Raw genomic sequence first — 13730 nt, forward strand, 5'->3', positions numbered from 1 at the left:
AAACCCCCGCCGCTTTGGGCGGCGGAGCTGTGTCCGCCGGGCGCGCAGTGCGCTATCCGCCGCGTGCTCGGAGCGCTACCCTCGAAGGAACCGAGACCCGCCGCCACCGAGGAGGACCGTGGACCGCGAGACCGCCAGCGAGTTCTTCACCACAGCGCCGCAGTGGTTCGGGCGGCCGGAGCGGACCCTGTTCGCGTCGGTGGCCGAACGCATCCACGGGGGCGAGGAGCTGCTGTTCAAGGGCGGCCCGGCGCACGTCACGGCGAGCTGCGTCGTGTTCGATCCCGAGCGGACGCGGGTGCTGCTCGCGTTCCACCGCAAAGGGCGGTTCTGGGTGCAGTTCGGCGGGCACCTCGAACCGGGCGACGCGGACATGGCCGCGGCGGCGGCGCGCGAGGTGACGGAGGAGAGCGGGCTCGAGTCGTTCCGGATGCTGTCCACCGACGCCATCGACCTGCAGGCGCAGCAGCTGGGCGAACGGTTCGGCGGCTGCGACATCCACCTCGACCTGCTGTTCGCCGCAGAGGCGCCACGGGATGCGGTGCCCAGCGCCAACGAGGAGAGCGACGCGGTCGAGTGGTTCGACCTCGACGCGCTGCCCGCCGACGCCGTTCCGGGGCTGTCGAAACGGCTGCGCACCGCCAGGGAGCGTCTGGCCGCCTGACGCCACAGCCCGGCTTCACGGCCTGGCCGCACCGCCCGACGGCACCACCCACCGCCCGGCGCTCCGAGCCGCGCCCCTTGCCTCCCCGCGCTCAGCGAGTAGACAGGAAGCATGACGGTCACCGCTGTGCTCTTCGACGTCGACGGAACGCTCGTCGACTCCAACTTCCTGCACGTCGACGCCTGGCAGCGCGCGCTCGCCGAGCTGGGCTCCCCGACCGACGCGTGGCGCATCCACCGTGCGATCGGACAGGACTCCGACCGGCTGCTGCGCGCGGTCGCCGGCGACCACGACGACGAGTGGATGAGCAGAGCCTCCGACCTGCACTCCCGCTACTACCGCGAGCTCGCGCCGCGGCTGCGCGCCTTCGACCAGGTGCCCGAGCTGCTGCGCGCCATCGCGTCCCGCGGCATCGCCGTGGTGCTGGCCACCTCGGCACCGGACGACGAGCTCGACCTGCTGCTCGACGCCATCGACGCTCCGGATGCGATCCACGCCACCACCTCCGCCGACGACGTCGAGACGGCCAAGCCGGACCCCGGCATCCTGAATGTGGCGCTCGAACGGGCGGGCGCGACGCCGTCCGACGCGATCATGGTCGGCGACTCCGTCTGGGATCTGAAGGCGGCGGCGCGGGCGCACCTGCGCTCGGTCGGGGTGCTCAGCGGCGGTGTCGGCGAGCGCGAGCTGACCGACGCCGGGGCGTTTGCGGTGTTCGAGGATCCGGCGCAGCTGCTGAAGAACCTGGACGCCATAGTCTGAGGTCATGCCTCTCACCATCGTCACAGGTGCAGGCCGCGGCATCGGGGCGGCGATCAGCCGCCGTCTCGCCGCGGACGGTCACGACATCGTCGTCTGCTATCGCACAGACGTGGAATCCGCGGAAGCGGTCGCGGCCGATGTGCGCGCAGCGGGCAGGCTCGCGATCGTCTGCGCCGTCGACACCACCGACGAAGCCCAGGTCGAGGCCGTGTTCGCGGCGGCGTCCGAACTGGGCACGGTGACGGGACTGGTCAACAATGCGGGGTCGGCCAGCGCATTCGGCCTGCTCGCCGACGCGGACATCGCGGCCGTGCGCCGCGACATCGACGTCGACCTGGTGGGCGTGCTGATCTGCGCGAAGCACGCCGTGCGCGCGATGAGCGCTCCCGGCGCGAGCGGCGGCGGAATCGTCAACATCTCCTCCGCGTCCGCCTACCTCGGCAGCCCCGGCCGCTACGTGCACTACGCGGCGGCGAAGGCGGCAGTGGATGCGGTCACCGTCGGCCTCTCGAAGGAGGTCGCCGCGCTCGGCATCCGCGTCAACGGCGTCGCCCCCGGCACGATCTGGACCGACTTCCATCCCGAGCCCGACCGTCCGGACATCGTGGCGCCGACGGTCCCGCTCGGTCGCGGAGGGCAGCCGGAAGAGATCGCCGGCGCCGTGGCCTGGCTGCTGTCGCCGGATGCGTCCTACGCGACCGGCACGACCATCCGGGTGACCGGCGGCCTCTAGCCGCGCGCGGCCCGGGCTGCGCATCCGGCGGCAGCGCATCCGGCGTCTACGCATCCGGCGTCTGCGCATCCGGCGTCTGCGCATCCGGCGTCTACGCGTCCGGCAGTTCGCGTAGCTGGCTCGTCCGCTCGCCGCCCACATTCCCGGTGTTGACCGTGCCCTTCGGCTCGAACAGCACGGCCCGCACCTCCTCCTCGGCGAGCGGGCAGTGCTCGACCCCGCGCGGCACGACGAACACGTCGTTCGGGCCGAGGTGCACATCCCCGTCGCGTAGCTGGATGGTGAGGCGCCCGGACAGCACCAGGAACAGCTCGTCGGTCTCCGGATGCGTGTGCCAGACGAACTCTCCGAGCAGCTTCACGACCTTGACGTCGTAGTCGTTGACGCTCGTCAGGCGGTGCGGTTGCCAGTGCTCGGCGATGGATGCGATGGCGTCGTCGAGGTTGTGCACGGAGTCGCTCATGGGTCCAACCTAGGTCCGCGGCAGGAAAATGGTTGCGCAGAGGGCCGTGCGGGCGTTGGATGCTGCCTAACGAGCATCCGACGAGAGGGGCACGCTATGTCCGCCAGCGAACTCGAAATGTCCAGTGTGCGATTCCCGTATCGCAGCCGCATCTTCCACGTCGAGAAGCAGGCCCCCGGCCGCTGGGTGGTGCTGGACGAGTCCCACGCCGAGCTGGGCGTGCTGGTGCGGGTCGCCAGGGAGGGCGAGGAGCACGAGCCGGTGTTCGGCGCCATTCCGCCCGGGCACGTCGAGACGCTGCACGAGGGGTCCGACTGGAAGATGCTGGTCGCGTCGCTCATCAACGAGGCGCTGGAGCCGGCGCCGGGCGCCACCGGCAACCAGGGCGAGGCCTGATCCGCCGCTCCTCCCGCTCATCCCCAGCGACCGGATGCGCGCGCCCCGGCCCTGCGGAGCAGTCCTGGCTTACGATACGAGCGTGAAGGCGACGTTGCGCACGACCCTCGGCTGGCTCGCCGCGGTGCTCATCAACGTCGGCGTCGTCGCGTTCGCCCTCGGCCTGCTGCTTCCGCGCGTCGGCGGCACAGCGCCCGTGCTGGTCACCGGGATCGCCCTCCTCATCGTCGGCGTGGCCGTCGGCGCCGCGTGGATGTTCGTGTCCCGCCAGCCCCCTCGCTGAGTTTTTCGCACGTCTCGCGTCAGGATTCCGGCAGTTCGCCGTCTCCTCTCGTGAGAGACATCCCATCGCGCGAGGTGCTCGCCTCTGCGGTCTCTCGGACGCCCGAACCGGGTGACGGCGTCCCCCGTGGGTGGGGCCGGTCGGGCCCCACCCACGACTGCGACCACTGAGGGAGGCCGACCGTGACCGACCGCGGAATGCGTTTCCGCGCACGAAGCGATGCGCTGACGGGCTATCTCGCCAGCTCCCTGCTCGTGCTGTTCTCCGCTGCGTTCGTCGTTGCGGCCTCACGCGGCACGTTCGCCGCCGACACCGGGCTGAGCCGGACCGCGGTGGGGCTGCTCGTCGCCGGTGCCGTCTGTGCCGCTGCGCTCGGTGTGGCCGGTGCGGTGTGCATCCACCGCTGGACACGACTGCCCCGCTGACCCTGTCGGGGGCCAGCGGGGCTTCCACGTCGATCGGGACGGCTAGTCAGGAGCCTCCGTGGTGTCGACGAGGTCGGGGTTGGACGGATTCTGCGCCGGGTCGAGCTCGGCGGGCGGCGGCTCCGCACCCTCCGCGCCGGTGGAGGCGGCGTCGCCCGTGGTCAGGTCCGGCTCGGCCTGAGCGCCGGTGTCCGCATCCGGTGCGTCGGCGCCCTGCGCGTCTGCATCCTGCGCGTCCGCATCCGGTGTGTCGGCGGTCTCCGCAGGCTCGGCCGACTGCGCGTCGCGATCTGCACCGTCACCGCCCTCGAAACGCGTCGGGTCGTCCTCTGCAGGCACGCCCTCGCTCGTGGTGTTCGGCAGTCCGCTGGTGTCGCTCATCCGATGCTCCTCTCGCTCCGGTTCAGCCCCAGCAAACGCCGAACCCCCTCGCTCTCGCAAGGGGGTTCAGGCCGGTCCGGCAGCGGTGTACGTTACGCGGGCACGCCCGCCGGGGCGTTCGCTGCGGCCGCCGTCGCCGCGTTCGCGGCCGCCACCAGCTGGTGGATCTGCTCGGCCGTGACCGGGCTGCCGGGGAACGCCGCCACCCGGTTCAGCGGCATCGACTCCGCCATGCGGCGCAGGCTGGGGTCATCGAGCATTCCCGCGACGGCTCCGCCCCCCGACTGCGCGAGCGCGCCCATCAGGATCTGCCCGCCGACCGGATGCGCCAGCCACTCTCCCAGCGTCGAGTCGAAGGCCAGCAGCGGCAGCCCGGCGTCTCCCGCCAGTGCCACCGTCGCGCTGCCGCGCAGGTCGCGCGACGACGCACCGACCGTCACCTCGTATTCGCCGCCCTCGACCACCCAGCGCTCCTGCGCCGTGTCGTAGACGGCCAGATCCTCGCTCGGGATGCGCACGCTCACGCGCTCGGACGCGCCCGCCGCCACCGCCACGTTCGCGAAGCCCTTGAGCTCGCGCACCGGGCGCTGCACCGACGAGCTCGGCACGGACACGTAGACCTGCACGATCTCGCGACCGTCCCGCTCCCCCGTGTTCGCGACGTCCAGCGATACCTCGATGCCGTCGGCGTCGCCGGAGACGGCGAGACCGGAGAACGCGAACTCCGTGTACGAGAGGCCGTGGCCGAACGGGAAGCTGACCTCCGCATCCCGCGCGTCGAAGTCGCGGTAGCCGACGAACAGGCCCTCGCCGTAGCGGACGTGCCCCTTCTCGCCGGGGAAGTTGAGGTACGAGGCCGTGTCCTCCAGCCGCAGCGGGATGCTCTCCGCCAGACGCCCGGACGGGTTGACCACGCCGAACAGCACGTCGGCGATGGCACCGCCGCCCGCCTGTCCGAGCAGCCAGCCCTCGACGATCGCCGCCACCCTGTCCGCCCATCCGGAGACGCGGACGACGCCACCGTTGGAGAGGACCACCGTGACGCGCGCGCCGGTCGCGATGACCGCATCCAGGAGGGCGGTCTGCGCTGCCGGAAGTTCGATGTGCTCGCGGTCGAAGCCCTCCGACTCGTCCTCGTCCGGCAGACCGAGGAAGACCAGCACGTCGTCTGCCGCCTGTGCGGCGGCGACGGCCTCGGCGGTGAGAGCAGCGGCATCGGTGTCGGCACCAGCGTTGCCGAGCGTGTAACCGGCTGAGAAGGTCACGGCGCTCTGGCCCGCCAGCGCGCGGATCTCGTCGAGTGCGTTGTCGAGCCTGGTGGGCACGATCTGCGACGAACCGGCGCCCTGGTAGCGCGGGGTGCGCGCGAACTCGCCGATCACGGCGATGCTGCGACCGGATGCGGCTGCGAGCGGGAGCACCCCGTCGTTCTTCAGGAGCACCACGCTGCGGGCGGCCACCTCGCGGGCGAGCGCGTGGTGCGCATCCCGGTCGTACGTCGCGGACGCGTCGGCGTTGTCGACCGCCTTCTGCACGAGGTCGATCACGCGGTCGGCGGCGGTGTCGAGCACCGACTCCTCCAGGGAGCCGTCCCGCACGGCGGCGACGAGTTGCGCGTCTGTGACGCCGTCGCTCGACGGCATCTCCAGGTCGAGGCCGGCGACCAGCGCATCCACCCGGTTGTTGACGGCGCCCCAGTCGGAGACGACGACGCCGTCGAAGCCCCACTCGTCGCGGAGCACGCGGGTGAGTAGCCACGGGTCCTCGCTGGCGTAGACGCCGTTGATGCGGTTGTAGGAACACATCACGGTCCACGGGGCCGCGTGCTGCACGACGTGCTGGAAGCCGCGGAGGTAGATCTCGCGCAGCGGGCGCTCGTCCACGTCGGCGCTCACGCGCAGCCGGTCGGTCTCCTGGTTGTTGGCGGCGAAGTGCTTCAGCGAGGCGCCGACACCCTGCGACTGCAGCCCGCGGACCAGGGATGCGCCGAGCCGCCCGCTCAGGATGGGGTCTTCCGACAGGTATTCGAAGTTGCGGCCGCAGAGCGGAGACCGCTTGATGTTGATGCCGGGGCCGAGCAGCACGCCGACACCCTCCGCCTTCGCTTCTTCGCCGAGGGCGGCGCCGACGCGTTCGAGCAGCTCGGCGTCCCACGACGAGCCGAGGGCGACGGCGGGCGGGAAGCAGGTGGCCGGGACACTGTCGCCGATGCCGAGGTGGTCCCCTCCCTGGGCCTGCTTGCGCACACCGTGCGGACCGTCGGTGAGGTAGATCGACGGGATGCCCACCCGGTCGATGCCCTCGGTCTCCCAGAAACTCGCGCCGCTCGTCAGCGCAGCCTTCTCTTCGGTGTTCAACTCGGACGCGCGTGTCAGCCGACCCATGATTCTCCTTCGAACGTGATCTGTCTGCGTGCAAATACCTTACACCGCTCGGTTTCCTGAAAATCGAGTCCGAAGTTGTTCACGGGTGGATGCGGTGTGTCGCGTGAATAACTTCGGACTCGATTATTTGCGGGGGTGGGAGAGGAGGGTGATCATGCGGGTGAGGTTGGCGGTGTATTGAGGGGTGGACTGGTAGTCGGGGTGGGTGGCGACCTTGACGAGGTAGCGCGGGGGACCGAACTCGTCCGCACCGCCGTCGACGGGGTTGGCGCGGTGGCTGAAGACGGGGAAGCCGAGGTAGTCGGTGCGCCGCCAGAGGTTGAACCAGGCGATCTCGCCGTTCGGCTGGGTGAGAAGGCCGACGAGGGTCGGGTCGGCGGTGTCGGAGGGCGGAGGAGGGACATCGGTGCCGCCGTGGTCGGCCTGCACCTGCGTGAACCACGGGTCCGCGCGGCGCAGGGACGGCGTGAGCTGGGTCGGCGTCCCGAGCGGTCCCGGTCCGAACAGTTCGGGGAAGAAGCGGCCGAAGTACGTGCGGAGCTGCGTGCCGTATGTGAGCAGGCCCACGTTGCGGAGCTGGTCCTGCTGGGAGGGCCGCAACGTGAACAGGCACGAGACCGCGAGTACGGCTCCGAGACTGTGCGCGGTCAGGATCACGCTGAACGGCCGCTCGTGGCTGAGCGCGTCCTCCTCCTGCTGCTCCTTCCACGCCAGCTGCTCCGCGATGCTCAGACCGGGCGGCGGCTTCAGATCGTGGGTGAGCCAGTCGACGACGCGGTCTCGCAGCTCCGGCACGACCCGCTCGGCGTAGCAGGGCGGCCCGAACGGATGCCCTGCGCGCGGGAGGAAGCACATCAGGTCCCACATCACCCCGATGGGCCGCTCCTTGGTGGTGATCGCGTTCTCGGCGATGAGCACGACGGCGCTCACCGCGATCAGCCCGAGCGCCGGGGCGACGAAGCCGTCGATCCACGCGAAGAACTGGGTCTTCGACACGGCGAGCGCCGCCACGAACCCCACAGCGAACAGCCCGGCGAGCACGCCGAGGATCGGCTCGCCGCGGTGGAAGAGGGCGGCGAACCGTCGGGCGCGCAGCATCCGCATGGCGAGCCGGTCCGTCGTCCGTCCGCGCTCGATGACGCCGTCCTTGTACTCCTCCACCGGCTCGAGCAGCGGGCGGGAGCCTCCCGGAGTCGGCGGGGTGGTCAGCTTGGGCACCCACAGCATCCTGAGCACCACGATGCCGGCGACGAAGAGCAGCAGCAACACCGCGATCAGCGGCACCACGTCGCCGAAGTTGCTGAACGCGATCGGGGCGTCGAGCGCGCGGCCGACCGGGGCGGCGCAGCCACAAGCCGGCGTGCCACTGCCGAGCCAGCTCTGCACGCCGAGGACGAGCAGCGTGGACAGCAGCATCGCCGCCCCGAGCGACAGCAGCATCCACACCCCTGGCCCCATCCCGGCCCAGCCTTCCGTGCGGTACCGCTCTCTGGTGCCGTGGATGCGCGGCCACACCCCCACGAGCACGAGCTGCGCCGCCAGGAACAGCCCGGCCACGAGGTAGTACACCCACTGGAACGCGCCGGGCTGGCCGCCGAGCCGCGCCGGGTTCATCGACACCCCGATGAGGAAGGTGAGCCCGGAGACCGTCATCAGCGCGATGGAGAGCACGTGCGGAACGCCGCGGCGCCACCCGAGCGCCGAGATGCAGATGGCGACCAGCACGCCCAGGATGATCGACGGCGCGGAGACCAGGCCGAGGAACGCGAACGACGGAGACCGGTGGTACGCGCCGTTGACGAACAGCGCGACCAGCACGAGCACGTAGAGGACCACCGAGGCGGCGAGGGTGATCGCGGCCACCGTCTCGCGGCGGCGCTGCTCGTCGCGGAGGAACGCGGCGAGCCGTTCCCCGGAATGGTTGACCGTGTCGGACGAGCGGACGATGCGGACCACGATCCACACGATGCCCGCCGCGGCGACGACGCCCGCCGCCGTGAAGTACCAGAGACCTCCGCCCGGGCCGAGAAGGCGGGCGACGCATCCACTCGGCCCGAACGACTGCAGCTCGCCGCAGCCGGGCGCACCGGCGAAGACCCGGTCCCAGACCAGCAGCAGCGCGATGAGACAGAACGCGCCGGACAGGTGCAGCCACTCCGTCGGCGATCCGACGCGGGACTGCTGCCAGAAGCCCTCGACGCTGAGCGGGCGCCGCTCGGTGGCGCGCTTCGGGGTGTCGGCGTTCCGCATCCGGCGCACGGTGTTGAAGATGCCGGCCTCGTAGCGGGTGCGCGCGCTGTGCGAGACGAGGTAGAGCACGATCACCCCGCCGATCGGCACCAGCGACAGCACCGCCAGCTGACGACCGCGCTCGGCCAGGAAACCGGAGGTGAGGAAGTCGAGCACGCCGGAGGGCAGGGCGGGGCAGCCGGCTCCGCCGAGACACTGGGTGCCGATCAGGTCGAGACTCACCGAGCCGAGGGCGCAGACATAGAGCAGGGTCAGCCCCAGCGCGAACACTCGCAGCGAGGTCACCCCCACGCCGCCCCGCCACTCGCCGCCCGCATTCTGATTCGGGATGCGCCTGGTCCAGTACGCGCTGTTCGTCAGGCCGAACGGCAGCAGCAGAAGCCACGCGATCTGCACGAAGAACTGCCCGATGACGACGAGGGCGCCGCCGCCGTATCGCGCCATCGCGCCCCACGAGTACGCCTCGCGGCGCACATCCGGCGGAGGGACGGCCGGGTTCGGGGTGTCGTCGTCAGGGTCGGGCTCCGGCAGGCGCGTCGCCAGCCAGAAGCCGCCGTTCTCGTCGCCCTGGTACTGCCGCAGATCGGACTTGTCGACGCCCAGCATCTCCGCCGGCGGCGTGTTCTTGATCCCGTGGATGCGCAGTTCGAGGATGTGGTTCGGCTTCGGCTTCCCGTCGGCGCCGCCGGCCGTCGCGCTGTCCGTCATGGTGCCCACCCCATCGTTGGTGACGGGCGAACACTACTCCGGGTGAGGTTTTGTCGTCTATAGCGGCGTCATTTCGCGGAGATGCCGCCGAGCATCCCGGAGATGAAATGCTTCTGGAGGAAGAAGTACAGGACGACGATGGGGATGGCGACGATGATGCCCGCCGCGCTCAGGAGCGAGTAGTCGGTGAGATGCTCGCCCTTGAAGAATGCGAGGCCGAGCGGCGCCGTCCTGCGGTCCTCGCTGGTGATGAGGACGAGGGGCATCAGGAACTCGTTCCAGGTCCACATGGCGACCAGCACGCACATCGTCATGATGGGGGCGAGCGACGGCGGCACGATCACCTGCCAGAGCACGCGCAGGTCGCGGGCGCCGTCGATGCGGGCCGCCTCGATGATCTCGCCGGGGAAGGCGCGGAACTGGTTGCGCATCCAGAAGATGCCGAACGCGAGCGACTGCGCGGTCTGCGGCAGGATGAGGCTCTGGTACGAGTCGGTGAGGCCGACGCTGCGCAGGTTGAAGTACAGCGGGATGATGAACGCCTCTGCGGGCAGCATGAGCCCGGCGAGCATCACGAAGAAGATGATGCCGGAGCCGGCGAAGTCGAGGCGGGCGAAGGCGAACCCGGCGAGCACGGACAGCACGGTGGTGAGGACGATCACCCCGAGCGTGACCACGATGCTCGAGAACATGTACGTGGCGAAGTGCCCTTCGGTCCACGCCGTGGCGAAGTTGCCGAGGTCGATCTTCGTCGGAAGGGCGAAGCCGCCCTGGTTGTCCGCCGACGGCGTGACCGCGGAGAACAGCACCCCGACCAGCGGGATGACGGCGAACAGGGCGAAGAGGGAGAGGACGATGTAGTCGACGATCTTCTCGCGGCGGGTGAGCCTCATTGCACGTCCTTCGGCTGGATCCGGCTGATCAGGGCGGTGACGACCATGATCACGAGGGTCAGGGCGATGGCCACGGCGGCGGCCGAGCCGACCTGTCCCGTGTTGAACGCCCGGTTGTACGCCTCGTACGCCGGCACGGTGGTCGAGGTGCCAGGACCGCCTCCCGTCGTCACGTAGACGAGGTCGAAGGTCTTCAGCGCCGAGACGATGGTGAGCGTGAGCGCCACGGCGATCTGGCCACGCAGCGCGGGGAGCGTGATGGAGAAGAACTCGCGCGCCGCCCCCGCTCCGTCGAGCCGCGCCGCCTCGAACAGTTCCGGCTGGATGTTGCCGACGCCGGAGAGGAACAGCACGACGCACAGCCCGATGTTGAGCCAGGTGCCGACGAACCCGATCGCGGGGAGCGCGAACGCGTAGTCGCCGAGCCAGACCCTGGCGAGCCCGTCGAGGCCGAGGAACCGCAGGGTCTCGTTGACCAGGCCGTCCTGCGAGTAGATCGAGACCCAGATGGTCGCGACGACGACCGAGGCGATCACCTGCGGGAGGAACAGGACGGTGCGGAAGGCGCTCATCCCCCTCAAGGCGTTTGCGCGGGAGATGAGGGCCGTGAGGAACAGCGCCAGCACCACGGGGATCACGGCGTAGAACACCATCAGGATGAGCGCGTGCCCGAACGCGCCGCGCAGCGCCGTATCCGTGAACACCGAGACGTAGTTCGCGAACCCGGCCCAGGTGGCGGGCGACAGGCCGTCCCAGTCGTAGAACGAGTACTGGACGGTCTGGATGAACGGCCAGCCGAGGAAGACCGCGAACACGAGGAACGCGGGCAGCACATAGAGGTAGGCGACCAGGCTGCGCTTCCTGCGTCGCCCCGCCCGGCCGGAGCGCACTGCTCCGGCCGGGCGGACAGCCGGTCGGACGGCGGGGGCGACCGCCTGTCCGTCCTTGTGTGCGGTCACGGTCATCCGTTCTTCTTCGTGAAGGCGGCGTAGTCGTCCTGCAGCGTCTGCGTGAACTGCTCCGGCGTCGCCTTCTCGGCGATCAGATCCTGAGCGGCCGCGGTGATGGTGTCGTAGAACGTCGGCGTCGCGTAGTCGAGGTACGGGGTGATGCCGTTCGACTTCGAGATGGTGATGTAGTTCGCGGTGACGTCGCCGGTGACCGTGCCGGTGGCCTTCTCGGACCCGCTCGGCACGACCGTGGGCAGGTTGCCCGTCTTCACGAGCACCTCGGACGCGTTCTTGTCGGTGACGAAGTCGATGTACGCGGCCGCCGCGTTCGCGTTCTTCGACTTGGAGGTGATCGCCCAGGCGAGGCCCTCTCCACCCATCGTGACGGGCGTGTCCGATCCGGCGGGCTTCAGCGCAGTGAAGCCGATGTCCTTGGATGCGGTTGCCTCGGCGAGCGTCGCCAGGTACCAGGTGCCGGTGATGAGGAACGCCGCGTCGCCGTTGCCGAACGAGGCGACCGCCGCATCCCGGGAGACGCCGTTGGCGCCGGGGGTGATGTACCCGGACTTCTGCCAGCCCTGCACGACGTCGGCCGCCTTCACCTCGTCGGCGCCCGTCCACGAACCGCTGGAGCCGTTGACGAGGTCGTTGACCTTCTGCGATCCGGCCAGCGCCGACAGCGCGAACCCGTACAGGTGGATGCCGGGGCTCTTCTCCACGTCGCCGTACGCCAGCGGCAGCGAACCGGCGGCCTTCACCTTGGCCATGTCCGCGGTGAGCTCGTCGAGCGAGGTCGGGGCCTCGCTGATGCCCGCCTTCTGCAGCACGGCCTTGTTGTAGTAGAGGCCGACGAGCTCGCCGGTCTGGGAGACGCCGTAGAGGTCGTCGCCCTGCCACTTCTTGCCGTCGGACGAGAACGAGTTGAGCTTGAGCAGGCTCGACGGGTAGTAGTCGTTCCACTTGTAGAGGTCGGCGTAGTCGTCGACGGGCCGGAGCAGCCCGGCCTTCACGAACGCGCCCATGTCCGGGTAGCCCTGATTGGCCTGGACCACATCCGGCGGGTTGTCGCCGGAGAGCGCGAGCTTGAGCGTGGTCTTCAGGTCGGAGAACGACCGGGAGACCCGCTTGATGGTCACGTTGGGGTACTTCTTGGTGAAGGCGGCGTTCAGCTGCTTCTGCGCGTCGTCGATGCCGCCGTCGGTGTTCTGATCCCACACGGTCAGCGTGACCTTGCTGCTGCCGAAGTCTTTGGAGACCGGTCCGAGGCTCTGCGTCCCGGATGGCGCCGAGCCGCCCGGCGCGCACGCGGTGAGTCCGAGAGCGATCGCGGTGAGGGCGCCGGCGAGCAGCGCCACCTTGCTGGTGTGTCTCTTCATTGCAGTGTCCGTTCGGTTGGGGTGCGAGGGATCGATGGGTCAGTGCGAGCCGGTGGGCACGCGCATGCGGTCGAGGAACGACCAATCGCCCGCCGGGTTGCGACGGTCGACGAAGTCGATGAGGTCCTGCGGTCGCGGCGCGCTGGCCGCGCCGCCGAGACCGGTGACGGAGATGGTCGCGCTGAGCGACGCGAAGCGGAGGCGGGTGCGCAGGTCCCAGTCGTGGCCGAGCGCTGCCATGAACGTGGCGACGAAGACGTCGCCCGCTCCTGTCGGGTCGACGGCCGCGACGGGCACGGCCTCCACCTCGACGATCTCCCCCGCCGCGGAGTCGACGGCGACGACGCCGCGCGGTCCCCTGGTGACGACGGCGAGCGGAACGTGCTCCGCCAGTGCTTTGGCCGCCGCAACCGCGTCGTCGGTGCGCGTGTACTGCATCGCCTCCGCGTCGTTGGGTACGAACACGTCCACTTCGGAGAGGCGGCGAAGCACGTCGCCCGACCAGTCCCCCGAGGCGTCCCAGCCGACGCCGCCGACCACCGTTGTGCCCGCTGCGCGCATCCGGCCGACCCAGGCGGGCAGTTCGTGGGCGACGCCGACGTGGGTCGCGCCGATGGGACCGAGGTCGTCAGGAACATCCTGGTGCCCGAGCTCCACCTGGTAGGTGATGAAGGAGCGGTCCTCCGGGGTGGTGAGCGACACGGTGACAGGGCTCTGGTGTCCGGGGATGCGTTCGAGCAGGCGGGTGTCGAGTCCGGGCTCGTCGTCCAGCATCCGGTGGATGTGCTCGCCGAGCGGGTCGTCGCCGAGGCGCGACAGCAGCAGAGTGGATGCGCCGGCCCGCGCAGCAGCGACCGCCCGGTTCGCAACGCCTCCCGCCGTGATGGTGAAGGCGTCCGCGTAGACCTCTGCTCCCACGGCGGGGACGTCGACGCCGGCGAAGACGACATCGCAGAAGATCTCGCCGGCGAACAGGAGCTCGGCTCCCTGGTGCAGCGGTCGTTCGATCACGGGCTCTCCTCTTCGTTGCGGATCCGCGGGGTTCGACACTCGATGCTCGAC

14 protein-coding genes are annotated in these 13730 nt (G+C 70.1%); 6 read left to right on the forward strand and 8 right to left on the reverse strand.

Annotated features, from left to right (window positions below):
* The first annotated feature begins 118 nt into the window (after window positions 1-118).
* The 3 genes from ACN6M5_RS12935 (at window position 119) to ACN6M5_RS12945 (ending at window position 2159) form a co-directional block, all read left to right on the forward strand.
* Window positions 119-664 (forward strand): NUDIX hydrolase, encoded by a 546-nt coding sequence (locus ACN6M5_RS12935; protein WP_434950438.1) that lies wholly within the window; start codon window positions 119-121, stop codon window positions 662-664.
* Between the two features lie 111 nt (window positions 665-775).
* Window positions 776-1426: an HAD family hydrolase gene (locus tag ACN6M5_RS12940; protein WP_085367329.1), complete on the forward strand. Its 651-nt coding sequence runs from the start codon at window positions 776-778 to the stop codon at window positions 1424-1426.
* A 4-nt stretch (window positions 1427-1430) separates the two neighbouring features.
* Window positions 1431-2159 (forward strand): SDR family NAD(P)-dependent oxidoreductase, encoded by a 729-nt coding sequence (locus ACN6M5_RS12945; protein ID WP_434950441.1) that lies wholly within the window; start codon window positions 1431-1433, stop codon window positions 2157-2159.
* Window positions 2160-2250: 91 nt separating this feature from the next.
* Here ACN6M5_RS12945 and ACN6M5_RS12950 read toward each other — a convergent pair whose 3' ends face one another.
* Window positions 2251-2622 carry a cupin domain-containing protein gene (locus ACN6M5_RS12950; protein WP_434950443.1) on the reverse strand — a complete coding sequence of 124 codons (372 nt, stop codon included), beginning with the start codon at window positions 2620-2622 and terminating at the stop codon, window positions 2251-2253.
* Window positions 2623-2718: 96 nt separating this feature from the next.
* Between ACN6M5_RS12950 and ACN6M5_RS12955 the strand changes: the two genes are divergently transcribed.
* The 3 genes from ACN6M5_RS12955 (at window position 2719) to ACN6M5_RS12965 (ending at window position 3726) form a co-directional block, all read left to right on the forward strand.
* Window positions 2719-3018, forward strand: coding sequence for a hypothetical protein (locus ACN6M5_RS12955; RefSeq protein ID WP_085367332.1), 300 nt, complete (start codon window positions 2719-2721; stop codon window positions 3016-3018).
* An 82-nt stretch (window positions 3019-3100) separates the two neighbouring features.
* On the forward strand, window positions 3101-3301 hold the full coding sequence (locus ACN6M5_RS12960) for a hypothetical protein (protein WP_085367333.1): 201 nt from the start codon (window positions 3101-3103) through the stop codon (window positions 3299-3301).
* A 182-nt stretch (window positions 3302-3483) separates the two neighbouring features.
* Complete coding sequence (locus ACN6M5_RS12965) at window positions 3484-3726, forward strand: hypothetical protein (protein WP_434950445.1); 243 nt, start codon at window positions 3484-3486, stop codon at window positions 3724-3726.
* 42 nt (window positions 3727-3768) lie between these two features.
* Here the strand turns inward: ACN6M5_RS12965 and ACN6M5_RS12970 are convergent, their stop codons facing one another.
* The 7 genes from ACN6M5_RS12970 to ACN6M5_RS13000 all read right to left on the reverse strand — a co-directional run bounded on the left by ACN6M5_RS12970 (window position 3769) and on the right by ACN6M5_RS13000 (window position 13679).
* Entirely contained in the window at window positions 3769-4107 is a 339-nt protein-coding gene (locus tag ACN6M5_RS12970; RefSeq protein ID WP_434950447.1) for a hypothetical protein, read from the reverse strand.
* 92 nt (window positions 4108-4199) lie between these two features.
* On the reverse strand, window positions 4200-6491 hold the full coding sequence (locus ACN6M5_RS12975; protein WP_434950449.1) for a glycoside hydrolase family 3 C-terminal domain-containing protein: 2292 nt from the start codon (window positions 6489-6491) through the stop codon (window positions 4200-4202).
* A 123-nt stretch (window positions 6492-6614) separates the two neighbouring features.
* Window positions 6615-9449, reverse strand: coding sequence for a hypothetical protein (locus ACN6M5_RS12980; RefSeq protein ID WP_434950451.1), 2835 nt, complete (start codon window positions 9447-9449; stop codon window positions 6615-6617).
* A gap of 68 nt (window positions 9450-9517) precedes the next feature.
* Complete coding sequence (locus ACN6M5_RS12985; protein ID WP_434950453.1) at window positions 9518-10342, reverse strand: carbohydrate ABC transporter permease; 825 nt, start codon at window positions 10340-10342, stop codon at window positions 9518-9520.
* Window positions 10339-11307 carry a carbohydrate ABC transporter permease gene (locus ACN6M5_RS12990; RefSeq protein ID WP_434950455.1) on the reverse strand — a complete coding sequence of 323 codons (969 nt, stop codon included), beginning with the start codon at window positions 11305-11307 and terminating at the stop codon, window positions 10339-10341. Before ACN6M5_RS12990 ends, ACN6M5_RS12985 begins: the two co-directional genes overlap by 4 nt.
* Window positions 11304-12668 carry an extracellular solute-binding protein gene (locus ACN6M5_RS12995; protein WP_434950457.1) on the reverse strand — a complete coding sequence of 455 codons (1365 nt, stop codon included), beginning with the start codon at window positions 12666-12668 and terminating at the stop codon, window positions 11304-11306. The genes ACN6M5_RS12990 and ACN6M5_RS12995 overlap by 4 nt, the downstream gene beginning before the upstream one ends.
* A 39-nt stretch (window positions 12669-12707) precedes the next feature.
* Window positions 12708-13679, reverse strand: coding sequence for a carbohydrate kinase family protein (locus tag ACN6M5_RS13000; protein ID WP_434950459.1), 972 nt, complete (start codon window positions 13677-13679; stop codon window positions 12708-12710).
* Window positions 13680-13730: the final 51 nt, after the last annotated feature.

Origin of the sequence: Leifsonia araucanica, from assembly GCF_051161895.1 — a bacterium.
Lineage (GTDB): Bacteria > Actinomycetota > Actinomycetes > Actinomycetales > Microbacteriaceae > Leifsonia.

Bases quoted from the DNA above. Each gene is read 5' to 3' on its own strand.
- ACN6M5_RS12940 (WP_085367329.1), top strand. From the start codon at position 776: ATGACGGTCACCGCTGTGCTCTTCGACGTCGACGGAACGCTCGTCGAC.
- ACN6M5_RS12945 (WP_434950441.1), top strand. From the start codon at position 1,431: ATGCCTCTCACCATCGTCACAGGTGCAGGCCGCGGCATCGGGGCGGCG.
- ACN6M5_RS12950 (WP_434950443.1), bottom strand. From the start codon at position 2,622: ATGAGCGACTCCGTGCACAACCTCGACGACGCCATCGCATCCATCGCC.
- ACN6M5_RS12955 (WP_085367332.1), top strand. From the start codon at position 2,719: ATGTCCGCCAGCGAACTCGAAATGTCCAGTGTGCGATTCCCGTATCGC.
- ACN6M5_RS12970 (WP_434950447.1), bottom strand. From the start codon at position 4,107: ATGAGCGACACCAGCGGACTGCCGAACACCACGAGCGAGGGCGTGCCT.
- ACN6M5_RS12975 (WP_434950449.1), bottom strand. From the start codon at position 6,491: ATGGGTCGGCTGACACGCGCGTCCGAGTTGAACACCGAAGAGAAGGCT.
- ACN6M5_RS12980 (WP_434950451.1), bottom strand. From the start codon at position 9,449: ATGACGGACAGCGCGACGGCCGGCGGCGCCGACGGGAAGCCGAAGCCG.
- ACN6M5_RS12985 (WP_434950453.1), bottom strand. From the start codon at position 10,342: ATGAGGCTCACCCGCCGCGAGAAGATCGTCGACTACATCGTCCTCTCC.
- ACN6M5_RS12990 (WP_434950455.1), bottom strand. From the start codon at position 11,307: ATGACCGTGACCGCACACAAGGACGGACAGGCGGTCGCCCCCGCCGTC.
- ACN6M5_RS12995 (WP_434950457.1), bottom strand. From the start codon at position 12,668: ATGAAGAGACACACCAGCAAGGTGGCGCTGCTCGCCGGCGCCCTCACC.